A 17041-nucleotide genomic window follows, 5' to 3' on the forward strand; every position below is an offset into this window, starting at 1 on the left:
GAACAGGAGCCATAATTATTGATTCGCTGCAGCTATAAATTTGTATTTTAGTTTGCCATTTCAGATAAAAATTTGATACGAACCAACCGAATCTCTTCTTCGGTATAATCCGAACCCAGTTCATCTATGGCATCCGCCAGCTTATCTGTTTCCGAATCCTTAAAATATTCATATATATCCTGTATATGATCTTCGTCCATCACATCATTCAGGAAATAATCAATATTTATTTTCGTTCCAGAATAAACGATTGCCTCAATTTCATCAAGCAGTTCCGTAAATTCAAGTCCTTTCGTCATGGCAATATCATCCAAGGCCACCTTACGGTCAATGCTTTGCACAATCCACACTTTTAATTTGGACTTGTTAGCCACGGTACGTACCCGAAGATCTTCCGGACGTTCAATTTCATTTTCCTCCACATGTTTTTTGATAAGCGTAACAAACTCCTGTCCGTAACGCTTGGCCTTACCGGCACCTACACCTGGGATATTCTGCAACTCATCCAATGTAACCGGATAAGTGGTAGCCATGGCTTCGAGGGAAGGATCTTGAAATATAACAAAAGGAGGGACTTCCAGTTTCTTAGAAAGCTTCTTTCGAAGATCTTTCATCATGGAATACAAAACCGGGTCAACGGCACACGAAGCACCGCCTCTAACCGGCACCTCTTCATCCTCTTCGTCAAACTCGTTATCTTCAGTAATTTTAAATGAAACAGGTTTATCCATGAAATCCTTCCCTTTTTTGGAGATCTTCAGTAACCCGTAATTTTCAATATCCTTTGTCAGATAACCAGCAATCAAAGCTTGTCTGATTACGGCATTCCATGTCTTCTCATCTTCATCCTGTCCAGAGCCAAATATCTCCAGTTCGTGATGTTTATATGATTGAATTTCGGAGGTTTCCTTACCTACCAGCATATTCACAACATAGTCTACCTTGAATTTTTCTTTTAAAGTACTCACAACTTCGAGTACGGCTGTCAACAACTCTTTCGCTTCCACTTGTTTTTTCGGATTCAAACAGTTATCGCAACAAGCACAATTATCTTCGAGATATTCTTCACCGAAATAATGCAGTAAAACCTTTCTGCGGCAAACGGAAGTTTCTGCATAAGCAGCTGTTTCGAGCAACAGCTGTTTACCTATTTCCTGTTCTGCCACAGGTTTTCCCTGCATAAATTTTTCTAGTTTCTGCAAGTCTTTGTAGGCATAGAAAGCAATGCATTGCCCTTCTCCGCCATCACGACCTGCACGACCAGTCTCCTGATAGTAGCCTTCCAGACTTTTTGGAATATCGTAATGAATCACATAACGAACATCCGGTTTATCGATCCCCATCCCAAAAGCAATGGTGGCTACAATCACATCTACCTTTTCCATCAGAAATGCATCCTGGTTTTCAGTCCTTTGCTGAGAATCCATTCCTGCGTGGTAAGCCAGCGCATTAATTCCGTTAGCTTTTAAAATATCTGTGAATTCTTCAACCTTCTTACGGCTTAAACAATAAATAATCCCCGATTTGCCTTCCTGCGATTTAATATACTTAATAATCTCTCTATCTACATTCGCGTTTTTGGGTCTTATTTCATAATACAGATTAGTTCGGTTGAACGATGATTTAAACACCGTGGCATCAATCATCCCTAAATTCTTCTGAATATCATGCTGTACTTTTGGGGTTGCTGTGGCTGTAAGAGCTATAAGCGGCCTTTTACCGATCTCATTGATAATAGGCCTGATCCGACGGTACTCCGGACGGAAATCATGTCCCCACTCAGAAATACAATGCGCTTCGTCTACAGCATAAAATGAAATATTACACTGACGGAGAAAGTCTACATTCTCTTCCTTAGTTAGCGATTCCGGAGCTACATACAATAACTTAGTTCGTCCGGAAGTGATATCCTCCTTAACCTGATCAATAGCCGTCTTATTAAGTGAAGAATTTATAAAGTGAGCCACTCCATCTTCTTCACTGAAGTTACGCATGGCATCCACCTGGTTCTTCATCAATGCAATAAGAGGAGAAATTACAATAGCAGTTCCCTCCATCAATAATGAAGGTAGCTGATAACATAAAGATTTCCCCCCTCCGGTTGGCATAAGCACAAATGTATCATTTCCAGACAATACATTTTCTATTATAGCTTTTTGATTCCCTTTAAAAGTATCGAAACCAAAATGCTTTTTTAGCTCCTCAGTCAAGCTGTCTTTCTTTGCCATACAACATTTATATTATTAAATCACTTATTTTAAGCAATCTTCAAACGATTTACATCAGATTTTTCAAACTTTTCAACCGCATAATCCAAGGTAACATGGAGCTCTTTCTCCTCTTTTGATGGCATGGTATACATTGCATCCATCATTACAGCTTCTACAATCGACCTCAATCCACGGGCACCCAGTTTAAATTCGAGGGCCTTATCCACAATATATTCGTACACGTTCTCATCGAAGGACAAGTCGACGCCGTCCATTTTGAAAAGCTTGATATATTGTTTCACAATCGAATTTTTGGGCTCTGTAAGGATATTGCGAAGCGTTTCCCGATCCAACGGATTCAAATAAGTAAGAATGGGCAAACGACCTATTATTTCAGGAATCAAACCAAAGGATTTAAGATCTGTGGGCGTGATATACTTCAACAAATTATGTTTGTCTACCAGATCCACCTCTTTGCTTGCTGCATATCCTACCACGCGGGTATTAAGACGTTGGGCGATTTTTTTCTCGATCCCGTCAAAAGCTCCACCGCAAATAAAAAGGATATTCTTGGTATCAACCGCAATCATCTTTTGGTCAGGATGCTTACGACCACCTTGAGGCGGCACGTTTACAATTGATCCTTCAAGCAGCTTAAGCAATCCTTGCTGAACTCCCTCACCACTAACATCTCTGGTTATGGAAGGATTATCTCCTTTTCGGGCAATCTTGTCGATCTCATCAATAAAAACAATCCCGCGCTGAGCTGCTTCAACATTATAATCGGCAGCCTGCAATAAACGGGTAAGGATACTTTCAATATCTTCACCCACGTAACCAGCCTCGGTCAACACAGTCGCATCCACAATCGCGAATGGGACATGGAGTAGTTTAGCTATAGTCCTGGCCAGTAAAGTCTTGCCGGTACCTGTTGCGCCGACCATTATGATATTCGATTTTTCGATTTCCACATCATCCGAAGTCACCTTCTGAAGCAATCGTTTGTAATGATTGTAAACGGAAACAGACAAATATCTTTTGGCGTCCTGCTGACCTATTATATATTGATCAAGGAAAGCCTTAATATCCTGAGGTTTGGGAAGGTCTTTCTGAGAAAGTCCGAATGTGGACTTCCCGGCAGTACGGCTCTCTTCCGTAACTATTTCGTAAGCCTGTTTTGCACAGTCATCGCAAATAGCCCCGGAAATACCTGTGATTAATAAATTAGCATCTTTTCTGCTCTTCCCACAAAAAGTACATATGTCGCCTGATTTGGCCATAAAATCTTTCTTCAAATTAATTATTTACGTACCAGCACATCGTCAATCATACCGTATGCCTTAGCCTCTTCGGAAGTCATCCAGTAATCACGGTCGCTGTCTTTTTCAACCTCTTCAAAAGGCTTACCAGAATGGTTGGAAATAATGGTGTATAATTCTTTTTTCACCTTGATAATTTCGCGCGCAGCAATTTCGATATCTGATGCCTGGCCCTGAGTTCCTCCCAACGGCTGGTGAATCATCACCCTGGAGTGCTTTAAGGCAAAACGCTTTCCCTTTGTTCCTGCCACCAATAATACGGATGCCATGGAAGCTGCGATTCCAGTACAAATTGTAGAAACGTTGCTACTGATAAATTGCATAGTATCGTAAATACCGTAACCGGCATATACCGAACCTCCGGGAGAATTAATATAAATAGATATATCTTTTCCAGGATCACTTGAGTCAAGATACAGCAACTGCGCCTGAATTACATTGGCAGTGTAATCATCAATCTGCGTACCAAGAAAAATAATGCGATCCATCATTAATCGTGAAAACACATCCATCTGGGCTACGTTTAGCTGACGTTCCTCAATGATTGTTGGTGAAATGTAACTACTGCTGATGTTCATATAGCTATCCAGCGCTGATCCATTCATCCGCAAATGTTTCGTTGCATACTTTCTAAAATCTTCCATATTGTATATTATGTTATTACGCAGTTAAGGCACAAGAAAGGGATTCCTCTCTTTCCTTTACAGATAAACAAAGTTATAAATAAATTTCTGAATGAAACAACTTATTTTGTACCCGTAAAGATATTTTTTCAGAGAGAAACCCCTTCTCGCTAGCTAACAGCATGTTAGCCGTATATTAAAAGCGAGTATTACTCAACAATCTTACCAAATTCTTCGGCAGAGACCTCTTTCACGTCTAATGTCACCTGCTCTTTTAACCATGAAGACAGCTTTTCTTCAACAGCACGGTCAACTACATTACGCAATGTTTCCTTGTTTTTCAACATATCCTTAGCATAGTTTTCCAATACATCTTCTGGAACAGAAATCATTCCATACTGAGCAAACTGAGCTTTTGCAACACGTTTTCCAAATGCAGTGATATCAGCTTCTTCTACCTTCAGATTATTTTCCTTAACCAACTTCTCTTTAATAAGGTGGAATTTAAGATCTTCAATTACTTTAGGAAAATCTTCATCGATAGACTCTGCTGTTCTTTTCTCATCCTGAGCAAGCATAAAGCGTTTCAGTATACCTTCGGCAAAAGGAAGGTCGCCAGCTTTTGCTACTAAAAGATCTTTTGCATCCGACAAGAATTTAAAATCGCTTTCAGGAGCGAATTGTTCTGCCAACGATTCTTTGATCTTTGCAGTGAATTCTTCTGCAGTAGAAACAACACCTTCACCAAATACGCGCGTAAACAGCTCTTCGTTCAGCTCGGCTTCTTTATGACGGGTAATTTCATTAATTTCAAAACTGAAATCTCCGGTGTAGGTAGCAACCTGGTCTTTTTCTACTTTCAGGAATGCAGCAATTTCGGCTTCGGCACCTTCATAAGCTTTAGAAGGATTAAATACTACAACCGAATTAACCTTGGCTCCCATAAATTTTGCCTTTTCTTCAGCATCCTTTACGTACAAAGGCATGATAACTGCATTCTCAACAACCAGGCCACCAGCTTTTATCTCGCCATTTTCCAGTTCTGCAACGGTTCCTTTAATCATATCCTTTTCTTCAACCTCTTCAACCTGGTCATAATTACCAAAGTTTGCACGGTATGAAGCGATCTGCTTTTCAACCATATCGTCGCTTACTGCAATCGAGAAATAGGGAAGAGTATCTTCCTTACCTAACGAAACATTGATTTCAGGAGCGATAGCAACATCAAAACAGAATTCGAAATCTTCCTGTGTATCAAAATTGATTTCTTTTTGTTCTGATTCGTTTGGAAGAGGTTCGCCTAAAATATTTAGCTCATTCTCGCGGATATATCCAAAAAGACCTTCTGAAACCAATTTGTTCACCTCTTCAGCCAACACCGATTTACCATACATTTTTTTTACCATACCCATTGGCACCATACCCTTACGGAATCCCGGCACATTTGCTTTTTGGCGGAAGTTACGCAGCCCTTTCTCTACCTTTTCGGCATAGTCGGCTTTCACAATCTCTACTTTAACAATACCGCTTACGGCATCAATGTTTTTAAGCGAAACGTTCATTCTGAATGATTTATTTAATTAATATTCGTATCGGATTTTAGGGTGCAAAATTAATCCTATTCTTTTAATCTCGCAAATTGTAGCTTTAAATTGTTCGTAACCAATCAAAAATAGCAGTCAATACTATCTAATACATTCTGTTTTTGCCCGTTATGCTTCCGAAATGACTCAGAAGGGGCAAAACCAACCGATTAGCAGCCTATCTAAATTTATGACTAAAAGATTTGCTAATCTCAAATAATTGGCTTCCTTTGCATTGTGAAAGGGGATAAACCTTGAACCTACATAACATTGTTTTTATTTCTTCATTTCTTGTGGATTTATCTACCATTGTTGTTACAGAATTCCGGTTCCGACTTTCATATAAAAAATTATTTCTTATTTAATTATTTCTATTTTTATGAACATTTACATTGGTAACCTGAACTATCGTGTTCGGGAAGAAGATTTAAAACAAGTAATGGAAGAATACGGTGTTGTTGATTCTGTAAAGATCATCATTGACCGTGAAACAGGTAAATCCAAAGGTTTCGCATTTGTAGAAATGCCGAATGATGCTGAGGGAAAAAGAGCTATTGAAGAATTGAATGAAGCTGAATATGAAGGTCGCCAGATGGTAGTTAAAGAAGCCAGACCAAAAATGTAATTAGAATCTTCTGAAGAATTAAAAAACTTCTGTCTATCTTTGGCAGAAGTTTTTTTTATTTACAAACCGATGGTTATGCGAGGAGTATTTGCCGGAAAACCGGCTTTTTTTCAGTTACTGCTACTTTTATTTCTGATCTTGTTGGGCGGACTTCTGTCATCCTTCCTTGGATTAGGCATGCTTTCGATGCTGAAGGGTAATGCAGTCAACCCAATGGAGAATCCGGAAATGCTTCGGATTATCCAGTTTATCTCCGCATTGGGAACATTCCTTCTGCCCGCCTTATTGATGGCCTTCTTCTGCAGCAAAAGAATGAGCAGCTATTTATTCATAACCAGGCTTCCCGGATTAAAAGCCATACTCTTAACTGTTGGAAGTATGTTCCTCATTTCTCCCTTCATCAGCCTAACGGGGGTATTAAATAAGATGATACAGCTACCCGGATTTCTGGATCCTGTCGAATCATGGATGTTACAAAAAGAGGAGGAGGCCGAAAGACTTACCACCCTCATGCTCTCGGGCGATGGAATATCGACATTGATACAAAACCTTTTTGTTGTAGCCGTAGTAGCCGCCATCACCGAAGAATTTCTGTTCAGAGGAGCTCTTCGCCGTATTTTGGAGAAGTCGACCGCCAATCAGCATCTTATCATCTGGCTCACCGCCATAATATTCAGTTTGTTCCATTTACAATTCTACGGATTCATTCCAAGGATGTTGCTTGGGGCCTATTTTGGTTATATGCTGCTTTGGGGAAACAATATCTGGATACCGGTAATCGCACACTTCACCAATAACTTTCTTGGAGTAGTAAGCCTGACGAATCCCCGACTTTCTGAAAACGAATATATAACCGGAAATGTTTCTCCAGAGAATTTACTTCCGTTCGCAGCGATGGCATTGGGATTCCTTCTACTGTTTTTCTTCTGCAGCACCTCCCTGAAAAAGACTTTGACGGAGGGAGATAATCAGAGGTTTTTCTTGCGAAGCTGAAAATCTTTCCCTAAATATTTTTCTCTCACAATTTCATTTTCCGCAAGCTGCTCGGCAGTTCCCTGAAACAATACTTTACCTTCAAAAAGCAGGTAGGCACGGTCTGTTATACTTAGGGTCTCGTAAACGTTGTGGTCAGTAATCAGAATACCGATATTCTTGTGTTTCAACTTGGCAACAATACTCTGGATATCCTGAACGGCAATTGGATCGACTCCGGCAAAGGGTTCATCCAGCATTATAAATTTGGGATTGATAGCCAGGCAGCGTGCAATTTCGGCCCTGCGCCTTTCGCCCCCGGAGAGTTGATCACCCAGGTTTTTACGAACTTTATGAAGACCGAATTCGGTAAGCAGGCTTTCCAGCTTTTCTTTCTGGTAAGCAGCGTCTGTATCCGTCATTTCCAATACTGCACGGATATTATCCTCCACAGTCATCTTCCTGAATATGGAAGCCTCCTGGGCCAGATAGCCTATTCCATGGCGGGCACGCATGTAAACCGGGAAGTTTGTAATCTCTTTGTCATTCAGAAATATTTTGCCTTCATTGGGTGTTACAAGGCCTACAGTCATATAGAATGTAGTCGTCTTGCCGGCACCGTTAGGGCCAAGCAATCCTACAATCTCACCCTGCTTCACGTTGATTGAAACATGATTAACAACCGTTCTCGTTCTGTATTTCTTTACCAGATCCTCTGTTCTGAGAACCATCTGCTGCTCGTCTGCCATAACCTTAGATTTGATGCAAAGTAACGGAAATAATTAAATTATTACAAGCCTTCTGAGATTTTCCGCTATCTTTGCATCATAATAATAGTATTATATCGAATGAATAAAGCATTACACAGACTAGGGGAATATACGCTACTGATGACTAAAGCTATTTCTTTACCTGACAGATGGAATATGTTTTTCAAACAATTAATAAAGGAGATATACAAATTAGGTGTAGATTCCATTTGGATTGTTATTATCATTTCCATATTTATCGGTACCGTTATAGCGATTCAGATCTCTTTGAACATCAGCTCGCCGTTGATTCCTAAGTTCACCATCGGATACACCACCCGTGAAATTATATTACTTGAATTTTCTTCGTCAATTATGTGTTTGATCCTGGCCGGGAAAATCGGAAGTAACATTGCTTCAGAGATAGGCACCATGAGGGTAACCGAGCAGATTGATGCAATGGAGATAATGGGTGTGAACTCTGCCAACTTTCTGATCTTGCCTAAAATGGTAGGATTAATGATATTTATTCCGGTACTTGTAATTTTCAGTATGTTTACAGGTATTGTAGGTGGATATCTTGCCAGTATGGTTACCCCGTCGCTGCCCACCAGCGCCTTCGAATACGGTTTGCAGTATTGGTTTAACTCGTACTATGTTACCTACTCCATTATTAAATCGGTTGTGTATGCATTTATTATATCGTCCATCGCTGCTTATTTTGGCTACAATGTAAAAGGAGGAGCTCTTGATGTGGGTAAGGCGAGTACAAATGCGGTGGTTATGAGTAGTATCATGATCCTGATGGCAGACGTTATTATGACACAACTAATGCTTACGTAGTTATGATTGAAGTAAAAAACATTATAAAGTCATTTGAAGGAAGAACTGTACTGAACAACATCAGTGCCGTTTTTGAAACCGGTAAAACCAATCTGATTATTGGCCGTAGCGGATCGGGCAAGACGGTGATGATAAAAAGTATCATCGGACTGATAAAGCCGGATTCCGGACAAATATTATACGACAACCGGGATTTTACATGCATGAATAAAAAGGAACTCCACGATGTGCGTCGTGAAATGGGAATGCTTTTCCAGGGTTCTGCTCTGTTCGACAGTATGACTGTATTGGAAAATGTAATGTTTCCCCTCGAAATGTTCTCCAAAGACTCCAAGAAAGAGAAGCTTGCAAGAGCTCAATTCTGTCTGGATCGTGTAAACCTTACAGAAGCAGGAAACCTCTTTCCTTCCGAGATAAGTGGGGGGATGATGAAGCGGGCCGCCATCGCACGCGCCATTGCATTGAAACCCAAATATCTTTTTTGTGATGAGCCTAATTCGGGTCTTGACCCTAAGACCTCGTTGCTCATAGACGATCTGATCCACAGCATCACGATCGAATATAAGATGACTACGGTTATCAATACCCACGATATGAACTCTGTAATGAATATTGGCGACAATATTATTTTTATCAAAGAGGGTGTAAAAGAATGGGAAGGCAATAAGGACCAGGTTATAAACTCTACCAACAAAGCACTAAATGACTTTGTATTTGCTTCAGACCTGTTCAAGAAGGTTAAAGAAAACGAGATGTTCAACAACGAAGGATAACAAACAACAAACTAGACACAAAAAGAAGGGCGCTCCATTACTGGCAGCGCCCTTCTTTTTTATGTATAAACAACCGGCATATACCGTATTGTTTTCTTATTTCTCGCGGATAAAAATATTGATGGGTGTTCCCGTAAAATTAAAGTTCTCGCGGATCTTATTCTCAAGGAAACGCTTGTAAGGCTCTTTCACCCATTGAGGCAGGTTCGCAAAGAAAACAAACGAGGGCGTATGTACATTAGGCAATTGAGTAACATACTTGATCTTGATATATTTACCTTTCCATGCAGGAGGAGGATAATTTTCAATCAGAGGCAGCATCAACTCATTCAGTTTTGCTGTAGAGATACGTGTATGACGATTGTCGTACACCTCTTTTGCCGTTTCCAACACCTTTAAAATACGTTGCTTGGTCTGCGCCGAAATAAACAGGATTGGGAAATCGGTAAACGGAGCTAACCGGTTACGGATAGCCTGCAGATAGGTATCAATGGCCTTCTGACTTTTATCTTCAACCAAGTCCCACTTGTTAACACATACCACCAACCCTTTACTGTTTTTCTGTACAAGGGAGAAAATATTGAGATCCTGACTTTCAATCCCCCGGGTTGCATCCAGCATAAGAATACATACATCCGAATTTTCAATCGCCTTGATGGAACGAATCACCGAATAATACTCAAGATCTTCGTTCACTTTACCCTTCTTACGTATACCGGCGGTATCCACAAGGTAAAAGTTCAATCCAAACTTATTGTATTTGGTAAAAATTGAATCGCGCGTAGTACCCGCAATATCCGTTACAATGTGACGGTCTTCGCCGATAAAAGCGTTGATCAAAGAAGATTTACCGGCATTAGGACGACCAATTACAGCAATACGCGGCAATTCCTCCAACACCTCTTCCTCTTTCTCCTCCTTGAACTTGGCAATAATGGCATCCAGCAAATCACCGCTACCCGAGCCGTTTATCGCTGAAACACAAAAAGGATCGCCTAATCCGAAAGCATAAAACTCGGCTGCCGAATAATGCAGATCGAAGTTGTCGGCCTTGTTTGCCACTAAAACCAACGGTTTCTTCGAGCGACGAAGAATTTGAGCCACTTGCGTATCCAAATCTGTGATGCCGTTCAGTACGTCTACCACAAATAGAATCACATCCGCCTCTTCAATCGCTATATGAACCTGTTTATTTATCTCTTCCTCAAAAATATCATCTGAATTAACTACCCATCCGCCGGTATCAATCAGCGAAAACTTCTTTCCTGTCCACTCTACCTTACCGTAATTACGGTCGCGGGTAGTTCCGGCCTCGTCGTCTACAATAGCCTGACGGGTCTGCGTCAAACGATTAAACAAGGTGGACTTTCCTACGTTGGGTCTCCCAACAATTGCTACTATATTTCCCATAAATTTTTCCTTTCTGTGTGCTGTTATTAATCCAGCTGATAACCAAAGTTTCGCAACAAGTTATCACGGTTTCTCCAATCCTTTTCCACTTTAACGAACATTTCCAGAAAAACCTTCTTACCAAAAAAGCGTTCGATGTCTTTTCTGGCCATCGCACCCACCTTCTTTAGCGCCTGGCCCTGATGACCAATGATAATTCCCTTCTGCGAATCGCGTTCTACGATAATCAACGACTTGATATGAATCAGCTCCGCCTCTTCTTTAAAGAGCTCCACCACCACTTCGCAGGCATAGGGAATCTCTTTCTGATAGTAGAGAAGGATCTTTTCTCGTATGATTTCCGTTACAAAGAAACGCGCAGGCTTATCTGTAAGCGCATCTTTTTCAAAATAAGGAGGAGATTCAGGCATCAAATCCTCGATACGGCGTTTGATATAGTCAACGTTAAACTTTGACTGAGCCGATACAGGAATTATTTCTGCCTTTGGAAGAAGTTCTTTCCAGAGAGCAACCATCTTTTCCAGGTCGGCCTGGTTGCTAAGATCAATCTTATTAATAATCAACAGAACCGGACAGTCTATATTCTGAACCTTCTGAAGGAACGCTTCATTTTTGTCTACCGTCTCAACGACGTCCGTTACATACAATAATACATCGGCATCCCCAAGGGCTGAATTTGAAAAGTTAAGCATAGATTCCTGCAGCTTGTAATTGGGAGTTAGCACGCCGGGCGTGTCCGAATATACAATCTGCATATCGTCGGTATTAACGATTCCCAGGATACGGTGACGTGTAGTCTGCGCTTTAGACGTAATGATAGACACACGCTCGCCCACCAGAATATTCATTAATGTGGACTTACCCACATTTGGGTTACCAACGATATTTACGAAACCAGATTTATGCTTTTTTTCCATCATATCCCCATTTGAGGTAGATCGAGCCCCAGGTGAAGCCTGCACCGAAAGCAGCAAGGATTATGTTATCCCCCTTCTTCAGCTTGTCTTCCCATTCCCATAAACAAATTGGAATGGTACCGGCACTCGTATTACCATATTTTTCTATATTAATCATTACCTTTTCGATTGGCAGCTCCATTCGCTTGGCTGCGGCATCAATGATGCGCAGGTTCGCCTGATGAGGTACAAACCAATCCACATCTTCATTTGTTAGACTGTTTCTCTCCATAATTTCGGCCGAAGCATCCGCCATGTAAGAAACAGCATATTTAAACACAACCTTACCTTCCTGGTAAACGTAGTGCTGGTGATTGTCTATTGTCTCATGCGTGGCTGGATAGGCAGAACCACCGGCCTTCATCTGCAAGTGCGGTAATCCAACACCATCGGTCTTCAGGATTGTATCGATCACACCGAAATCTTCCGTTGTAGGTTCAAGCAGCACTGCTCCGCAGGCATCACCAAACAAAGGACAGGTGGTACGATCTGTATAATCCGTAATGGATGTCATGTTATCACCAGCAACAATCAATACCTTTTTATACCTTCCCGAACGAATGTAATTCGATCCGGTTTCCAGGGCATATAAAAATCCGGCGCATGCTCCTTGTACATCAAATGTAAAGGCATTGTTACAACCGGTATTGTAAGCAATGATTGAAGCAGAAGTTGGAAAATGATAATCAGGAGTAGTGGTAGCGCAAAGCAACACCTCGATCTCTTCCGGTTTTACGCCGGTTTTTTTAAACAGTTGATTAACTGCCTGTATTCCCATATAGGAAGTACCTAAACCTTCGCCACGGAGAATTCGGCGTTCTTTAATCCCGACACGGGTCATTATCCACTCTTCACTTGTGTCGACCATCTTTGAAATATCGCTGTTAGTCAACACATCTTCTGGTACAAATCCCCCGATTCCTGTTATTACCGCATTGATTTTATCCATAACTAAATAATATGCAGAGACAAATGTCTCAAAATTAAAAAAAAGCCCTAAAAGTGTTTTTAGGGCTATTTCTTTTGGTCATCCAAATCTCTCGGATTTGACGAACCTTATACTGCAGCTTCTTTTTCGATAGCTAATTTACCTCTGTAGTATCCGCATTCGCCGCATACAGTATGGTAAATATGCCATGCGCCACAGTTAGGGCAAATAGCCATTGTAGGAGTAACAGCCTTGTCGTGAGTTCTTCTCTTGGCTGTTCTTGTTTTCGATTGTCTTCTTTTAGGATGTGCCATTTTTAGTTTATTTAATTGTTATCATTCTCTACCAATCCTTTCAGTGCATCCCAGCGCGGATCCGAAGGCATATCGGCTGCATCGTCGTCAACAACGATATCATCTGCCGCTTCTTCGTCAAACTCGTCTTCATCATCAGCTCTTCTGGCTGTGTGTTTTTTAAGTTTAGAAGACATCGCCTTATTACATTTTCCGGGAGCATGTATATGTTTCATCGGAATTGCCAGGGCAATGAATTCATAAATAAACCATGCCAGGTTGATTTCGCCTTCCTCTTCAGGAATAATTACGATCTCTTCGCTTTCTTCGGCATATTCTTTTCCAAACTTAACGACAAGCTTGTTCTGAGTGCTAACGGGGAGTTCCATGTCGTCCAGACATCTGTCGCACGGAACATAAACAATACCCTCCAGCTGAAAGTTCATATCAAACACCATCGACGTACGTTTCACCGTGAGGTTTACCTTCACTTTGCCCTTCTGGACTTCGTCTCCGTCAATGTCCACAAAAAACTTATTCTCCAGAAAGTACTCGTATTCATGTACTCCCGGGGAGAGGTTCTTTAATTCTACTTTATATAAATCAAATTTTCCCAAAGCCTTTTAGTGTAAAAACCTTGCAAAGGTACGAAAAAACTAAACATATATGCAACACCTATTCTTATTATTTTTTATATAGGTCTTATTTAAGCTTTGAACTTCCTTAATTCTATGCGGAAAGTGGTGCCTTTACCGGGTTCGGAACTTTTCACATAAATCTTTCCGCCGTGGTAAGATTCAACAATTCTTTTAACTAACGACAGGCCCAGGCCCCATCCCCTCTGTTTGGTTGTGTAGCCGGGATTGAAGACGGTTTTGAATTTGGACTTTGGAATCCCTTTTCCTGTATCGGTAATATCTATCCTTACATTTGTTTTACGGTCTTCCACCCTGAAAACGATCTCGCCCTGCCCTTCCATGGCGTCCACAGCATTCTTGGTAAGGTTTTCGACCACCCAGGCAAACAGCGATTCGTTCATAAGAACCAGAACAGGAGATGCCGGAAATTGGGTTTCAATTTTTACTTTTTGGGAGATGCGTGTATTCATATAGTCCAGCGCCTGCTGTAAGGACAGACAGATATCAACAGCTTCTGGTTTAGGATCGGAGCCTATTTTTGAAAAACGGTCGGCAATGGTCTCGAGCCGCTTTACATCTTTTTCCATCTCATTTAAATAGGATGCGTCGATTTCTTTCGACTTAAGGTATTCTATCCAGGCAATAAGCGACGAGATAGGTGTACCCAGTTGATGGGCCGTTTCCTTTGATAACCCCACCCACACCTTGTTCTGTTCGGCTTTCTTCGTGCTGGCCAATGCCAGGAAGGCAATCAGGATAAATATAAACACAACGGTAAGCTGGGCATACGGATAGATAAGCAGTCTTTTCAGGATAATGGAGTCGTCGTAATAGATATACTGATAGGTTCCGTCTTCCATATCAACCACAATGGGGTCGTTCTTATGTTTTAACTTTTTTACCACCTCTTTCAGGTAAGTTTCCGGCTCATTTTCCGGAACCTGTATATTATTGTAGGATAAAACCCGGTCTTGTTCGTCGCACAGCACAACCGGAATGGAGGTATTTCCCTGGATAATTTTCAAAATAAGATTCATATCCAGACTCGGATTCTCGTTGGTCATAACCCGCGTTGCCTCTGCCCAGACCTCAATTTTCTGGCGTTCTTCGTTGGCAAGATTCTTAATAAGAGAATCGGATACCACCACCGAAGCGATGGCAATCAGTACGGCTGTAACGATAAAAATATATTTAAGACGCTGACGGGAATCGTAAATGCTGCTCATGGTATTTCTTTTCAATACTTAACAAACGACGGAATGGCCACAATATTATACAAAAAAGCGTGAACCTGTGTACCTGAAGTGCAAATTAATTAGTGCAGGTCGCAGCATTGCAGGTCTGTTTGTCGAAAAGACAAAATAACAAAATGGCAAAACAACTTTGTATGGATAAGCTACAGCTGGCTACAGCTACGGAAAGCTGTACCGGGGGCATTCTCGACAAGTTGAAGATAATCGGTTTATTGTTCAACTCTCCCTAATGGGAACAATTTATTTTTGATAAACCGATTTACTGCTTACCTCTCAATTTCCGCGTTTGCCTTTCCGTGGTTTTACCAACGTTTTGTAAATAAAAAAACGATCATTTAAAAAGTATACTGGGAGAATAAATGAGAAGAAAGCGTATTTACAGCGAGCAAACAAGGGACTTCTGAGACAAAACCAGCTTATTCTGCATCCAAAAGATATATCTTTCAACTTCAAACCTGGTATATTTGCTCCTCAAAAGTACCGAGCCTTGTCTGTCAAAGTAGTATGATTGCAAAAAAAGGGCGCTTTCACGTATGAAAGGGCCCTTTTCCTTGTATTTAATCCCGCTCCTATGCCTTAGTGGAGAAACGGTCTTGTAAGCAATAACCCTCAATTACTCACCATACAGCGGTAATCCAGGCTGGATGCTGACTTATTGTTTTTCCTGTTGTTGAACAATCAACACTGTGGCCAGATTATTTAACTAACAGTAGTTTATGCATAAGATCGGCAAAAACAGCTGCCATACGCTGTTGGACCGGCTGATGCCTTCCGCGCAAAGGATGCCATCCGTAGGTAACACCATCAATCACTTGTTTATCTGTAGAATAGATAAGACTGGTCTGCGCTCCGGTAACCGGATGAAGCTGATTCTTCGAAAAACCCACATACTTATCAAATTCCACCAAAGGGAATCCCCATTTGGCAGCCAGTTTGCGTACAGATTCGTTGTACAGGGTACGGGCATCGTGCCAGTCGGTACACAATACAACCAACGCAGGCTTGCCTGTTAGCGATCCGTAATAACGCGAATTCTTGTCGAATTTAAGATTATAGCAATCAGACAGGTAACGCTTTATCACATAATCGTAGGCTACCGCATAGTTGGAACGATCGATAGGCATCTGATAATCGGTATAGGCCGGCTTTATCTGCGAATCTTCGTACACATCTCTGTTATGTACCTGCATAATCACAAAAGCGTCTATCTCCTCCAGTTCTTCTTTTGTATACAAAACACCCTCATGCATTTTGTTGGCCGTATTGGCTATGGCCTCTCCCCCTTTTGCCCGGTTCAACGGGATAGCGCCTAATTGTTCGCAACCCATTTCAAACCAGGTATTGCCTTTATCAGCAAAAGAAGCACCGGTAAGTAATATTTTAATCGAGGTTGAATCTGGTTTTACCTCGGCACGGATGGGTAATGAAAAAAGAAGCGTAAAGAGTAATAAAATAACATTTTTATTCATTTCAATCAGGAATTAAGGCTTCAAATTTAACCTAATTATTTTTCAAAACACTTCTTACATATAGAAAAACATTATCAACCAGATATTATTCGCAATCTGAGGCCTTTATTTCGCGATTTGAGATGATGAATAAATCTGCATATAATATTTTTGCATTTATAAATTCCTATCACTAGTGTCCACTAAAAAAAATTAAGACTTAATTGTCCATCATTAATCACATCAACAGGCTCTTTTGTAAAGAGGTCCTTAATTGGAGTCTTATCCAGAAGCGATGCACTCAATATTCTCAACACTTCGTAGTTGCTTCTATTGAGTTGAAGATCATGTTCCACAATTGCTACCATGCAATATGCTGTAATGGCACTAAATATTTGTATTCTTACAGCACTCTCAG

The 17041-nt window shown here is 41.0% G+C and carries 16 protein-coding genes and 1 pseudogene; 4 read left to right on the plus strand and 13 right to left on the minus strand.

Translation table 11 applies throughout. From position 1 onward, the window contains the following. Positions 1-47 precede the first annotated feature (47 nt). From recQ to tig, 4 genes are all read right to left on the minus strand, one after another. Positions 48-2228 carry a DNA helicase RecQ gene (gene recQ / locus AB7E53_RS06170; RefSeq protein ID WP_179399721.1) on the minus strand — a complete coding sequence of 727 codons (2181 nt, stop codon included), beginning with the start codon at positions 2226-2228 and terminating at the stop codon, positions 48-50. 29 nt (positions 2229-2257) lie between these two features. Next, positions 2258-3490 carry an ATP-dependent Clp protease ATP-binding subunit ClpX gene (clpX, locus tag AB7E53_RS06175; protein WP_079682692.1) on the minus strand — a complete coding sequence of 411 codons (1233 nt, stop codon included), beginning with the start codon at positions 3488-3490 and terminating at the stop codon, positions 2258-2260. 20 nt (positions 3491-3510) lie between these two features. Next, the gene (clpP, locus tag AB7E53_RS06180; protein ID WP_079682693.1) at positions 3511-4173 is read right to left on the minus strand and encodes an ATP-dependent Clp endopeptidase proteolytic subunit ClpP; all 663 of its coding nucleotides are present in this window, start codon (positions 4171-4173) and stop codon (positions 3511-3513) included. A 188-nt stretch (positions 4174-4361) separates the two neighbouring features. Next, positions 4362-5714 carry a trigger factor gene (tig, locus tag AB7E53_RS06185; RefSeq protein WP_179399722.1) on the minus strand — a complete coding sequence of 451 codons (1353 nt, stop codon included), beginning with the start codon at positions 5712-5714 and terminating at the stop codon, positions 4362-4364. Between the two features lie 400 nt (positions 5715-6114). On the opposite strand from tig, the gene AB7E53_RS06190 reads away from it, so the two are divergent. Together AB7E53_RS06190 and AB7E53_RS06195 are read left to right on the plus strand one after the other, a co-directional pair. Then, entirely contained in the window at positions 6115-6360 is a 246-nt protein-coding gene (locus AB7E53_RS06190) for an RNA recognition motif domain-containing protein (protein WP_179399723.1), read from the plus strand. 75 nt (positions 6361-6435) lie between these two features. Beyond that, the gene (locus AB7E53_RS06195) at positions 6436-7353 is read left to right on the plus strand and encodes a CPBP family intramembrane glutamic endopeptidase (protein WP_446774749.1); all 918 of its coding nucleotides are present in this window, start codon (positions 6436-6438) and stop codon (positions 7351-7353) included. Here AB7E53_RS06195 and lptB read toward each other — a convergent pair. After that, positions 7329-8081 (minus strand): LPS export ABC transporter ATP-binding protein, encoded by a 753-nt coding sequence (gene lptB / locus AB7E53_RS06200; protein WP_068184100.1) that lies wholly within the window; start codon positions 8079-8081, stop codon positions 7329-7331. The genes AB7E53_RS06195 and lptB overlap by 25 nt on opposite strands. Positions 8082-8180: 99 nt before the next feature. Between lptB and AB7E53_RS06205 the strand changes: the two genes are divergently transcribed. Together AB7E53_RS06205 and AB7E53_RS06210 are read left to right on the plus strand one after the other, a co-directional pair. Further along, complete coding sequence (locus AB7E53_RS06205) at positions 8181-8924, plus strand: MlaE family ABC transporter permease (protein ID WP_079682695.1); 744 nt, start codon at positions 8181-8183, stop codon at positions 8922-8924. Positions 8925-8926: 2 nt separating this feature from the next. After that, positions 8927-9697, plus strand: a complete 771-nt coding sequence (locus AB7E53_RS06210; RefSeq protein ID WP_350456934.1) for an ATP-binding cassette domain-containing protein — start codon at positions 8927-8929, stop codon at positions 9695-9697. Between the two features lie 96 nt (positions 9698-9793). Here AB7E53_RS06210 and der read toward each other — a convergent pair whose 3' ends face one another. The 8 genes and pseudogenes from der to AB7E53_RS06250 form a co-directional block, all read right to left on the minus strand. Continuing rightward, positions 9794-11107: a ribosome biogenesis GTPase Der gene (gene der, locus AB7E53_RS06215; RefSeq protein WP_079682697.1), complete on the minus strand. Its 1314-nt coding sequence runs from the start codon at positions 11105-11107 to the stop codon at positions 9794-9796. A gap of 26 nt (positions 11108-11133) precedes the next feature. Continuing rightward, entirely contained in the window at positions 11134-12024 is an 891-nt protein-coding gene (gene era / locus AB7E53_RS06220) for a GTPase Era (protein WP_079682733.1), read from the minus strand. After that, complete coding sequence (locus tag AB7E53_RS06225; protein ID WP_079682698.1) at positions 12008-13012, minus strand: beta-ketoacyl-ACP synthase III; 1005 nt, start codon at positions 13010-13012, stop codon at positions 12008-12010. The genes era and AB7E53_RS06225 overlap by 17 nt, the downstream gene beginning before the upstream one ends. Before the next feature lie 107 nt (positions 13013-13119). Further along, on the minus strand, positions 13120-13305 hold the full coding sequence (gene rpmF, locus AB7E53_RS06230; RefSeq protein WP_079682699.1) for a 50S ribosomal protein L32: 186 nt from the start codon (positions 13303-13305) through the stop codon (positions 13120-13122). 11 nt (positions 13306-13316) lie between these two features. Beyond that, a complete protein-coding gene (locus AB7E53_RS06235) occupies positions 13317-13901 on the minus strand; it encodes a YceD family protein (RefSeq protein ID WP_079682700.1) in 585 nt (194 codons plus the stop codon). An 89-nt stretch (positions 13902-13990) separates the two neighbouring features. Then, the gene (locus AB7E53_RS06240) at positions 13991-15148 is read right to left on the minus strand and encodes a sensor histidine kinase (protein ID WP_179399728.1); all 1158 of its coding nucleotides are present in this window, start codon (positions 15146-15148) and stop codon (positions 13991-13993) included. A gap of 722 nt (positions 15149-15870) precedes the next feature. After that, positions 15871-16644, minus strand: coding sequence for a DUF5040 domain-containing protein (locus tag AB7E53_RS06245; RefSeq protein WP_446774750.1), 774 nt, complete (start codon positions 16642-16644; stop codon positions 15871-15873). A 182-nt stretch (positions 16645-16826) separates the two neighbouring features. Beyond that, positions 16827-17041, minus strand: a pseudogene (locus tag AB7E53_RS06250) (IS4 family transposase); the annotation flags it as partial.

It is taken from the genome of Macellibacteroides sp. (assembly GCF_050251695.1).
Classification (GTDB): Bacteria; Bacteroidota; Bacteroidia; order Bacteroidales; family Tannerellaceae; genus Macellibacteroides; species Macellibacteroides fermentans.

What these genes read in the sequence shown, in the direction of transcription:
- recQ (WP_179399721.1), bottom strand. Translation starts at nt 2,228, where the DNA reads ATGGCAAAGAAAGACAGCTTGACTGAGGAGCTAAAAAAGCATTTTGGT.
- clpX (WP_079682692.1), bottom strand. Translation starts at nt 3,490, where the DNA reads ATGGCCAAATCAGGCGACATATGTACTTTTTGTGGGAAGAGCAGAAAA.
- clpP (WP_079682693.1), bottom strand. Translation starts at nt 4,173, where the DNA reads ATGGAAGATTTTAGAAAGTATGCAACGAAACATTTGCGGATGAATGGA.
- tig (WP_179399722.1), bottom strand. Translation starts at nt 5,714, where the DNA reads ATGAACGTTTCGCTTAAAAACATTGATGCCGTAAGCGGTATTGTTAAA.
- AB7E53_RS06190 (WP_179399723.1), top strand. Translation starts at nt 6,115, where the DNA reads ATGAACATTTACATTGGTAACCTGAACTATCGTGTTCGGGAAGAAGAT.
- AB7E53_RS06195 (WP_446774749.1), top strand. Translation starts at nt 6,436, where the DNA reads ATGCGAGGAGTATTTGCCGGAAAACCGGCTTTTTTTCAGTTACTGCTA.
- lptB (WP_068184100.1), bottom strand. Translation starts at nt 8,081, where the DNA reads ATGGCAGACGAGCAGCAGATGGTTCTCAGAACAGAGGATCTGGTAAAG.
- AB7E53_RS06205 (WP_079682695.1), top strand. Translation starts at nt 8,181, where the DNA reads ATGAATAAAGCATTACACAGACTAGGGGAATATACGCTACTGATGACT.
- AB7E53_RS06210 (WP_350456934.1), top strand. Translation starts at nt 8,927, where the DNA reads ATGATTGAAGTAAAAAACATTATAAAGTCATTTGAAGGAAGAACTGTA.
- der (WP_079682697.1), bottom strand. Translation starts at nt 11,107, where the DNA reads ATGGGAAATATAGTAGCAATTGTTGGGAGACCCAACGTAGGAAAGTCC.
- era (WP_079682733.1), bottom strand. Translation starts at nt 12,024, where the DNA reads ATGGAAAAAAAGCATAAATCTGGTTTCGTAAATATCGTTGGTAACCCA.
- AB7E53_RS06225 (WP_079682698.1), bottom strand. Translation starts at nt 13,012, where the DNA reads ATGGATAAAATCAATGCGGTAATAACAGGAATCGGGGGATTTGTACCA.
- rpmF (WP_079682699.1), bottom strand. Translation starts at nt 13,305, where the DNA reads ATGGCACATCCTAAAAGAAGACAATCGAAAACAAGAACAGCCAAGAGA.
- AB7E53_RS06240 (WP_179399728.1), bottom strand. Translation starts at nt 15,148, where the DNA reads ATGAGCAGCATTTACGATTCCCGTCAGCGTCTTAAATATATTTTTATC.
- AB7E53_RS06245 (WP_446774750.1), bottom strand. Translation starts at nt 16,644, where the DNA reads ATGAATAAAAATGTTATTTTATTACTCTTTACGCTTCTTTTTTCATTA.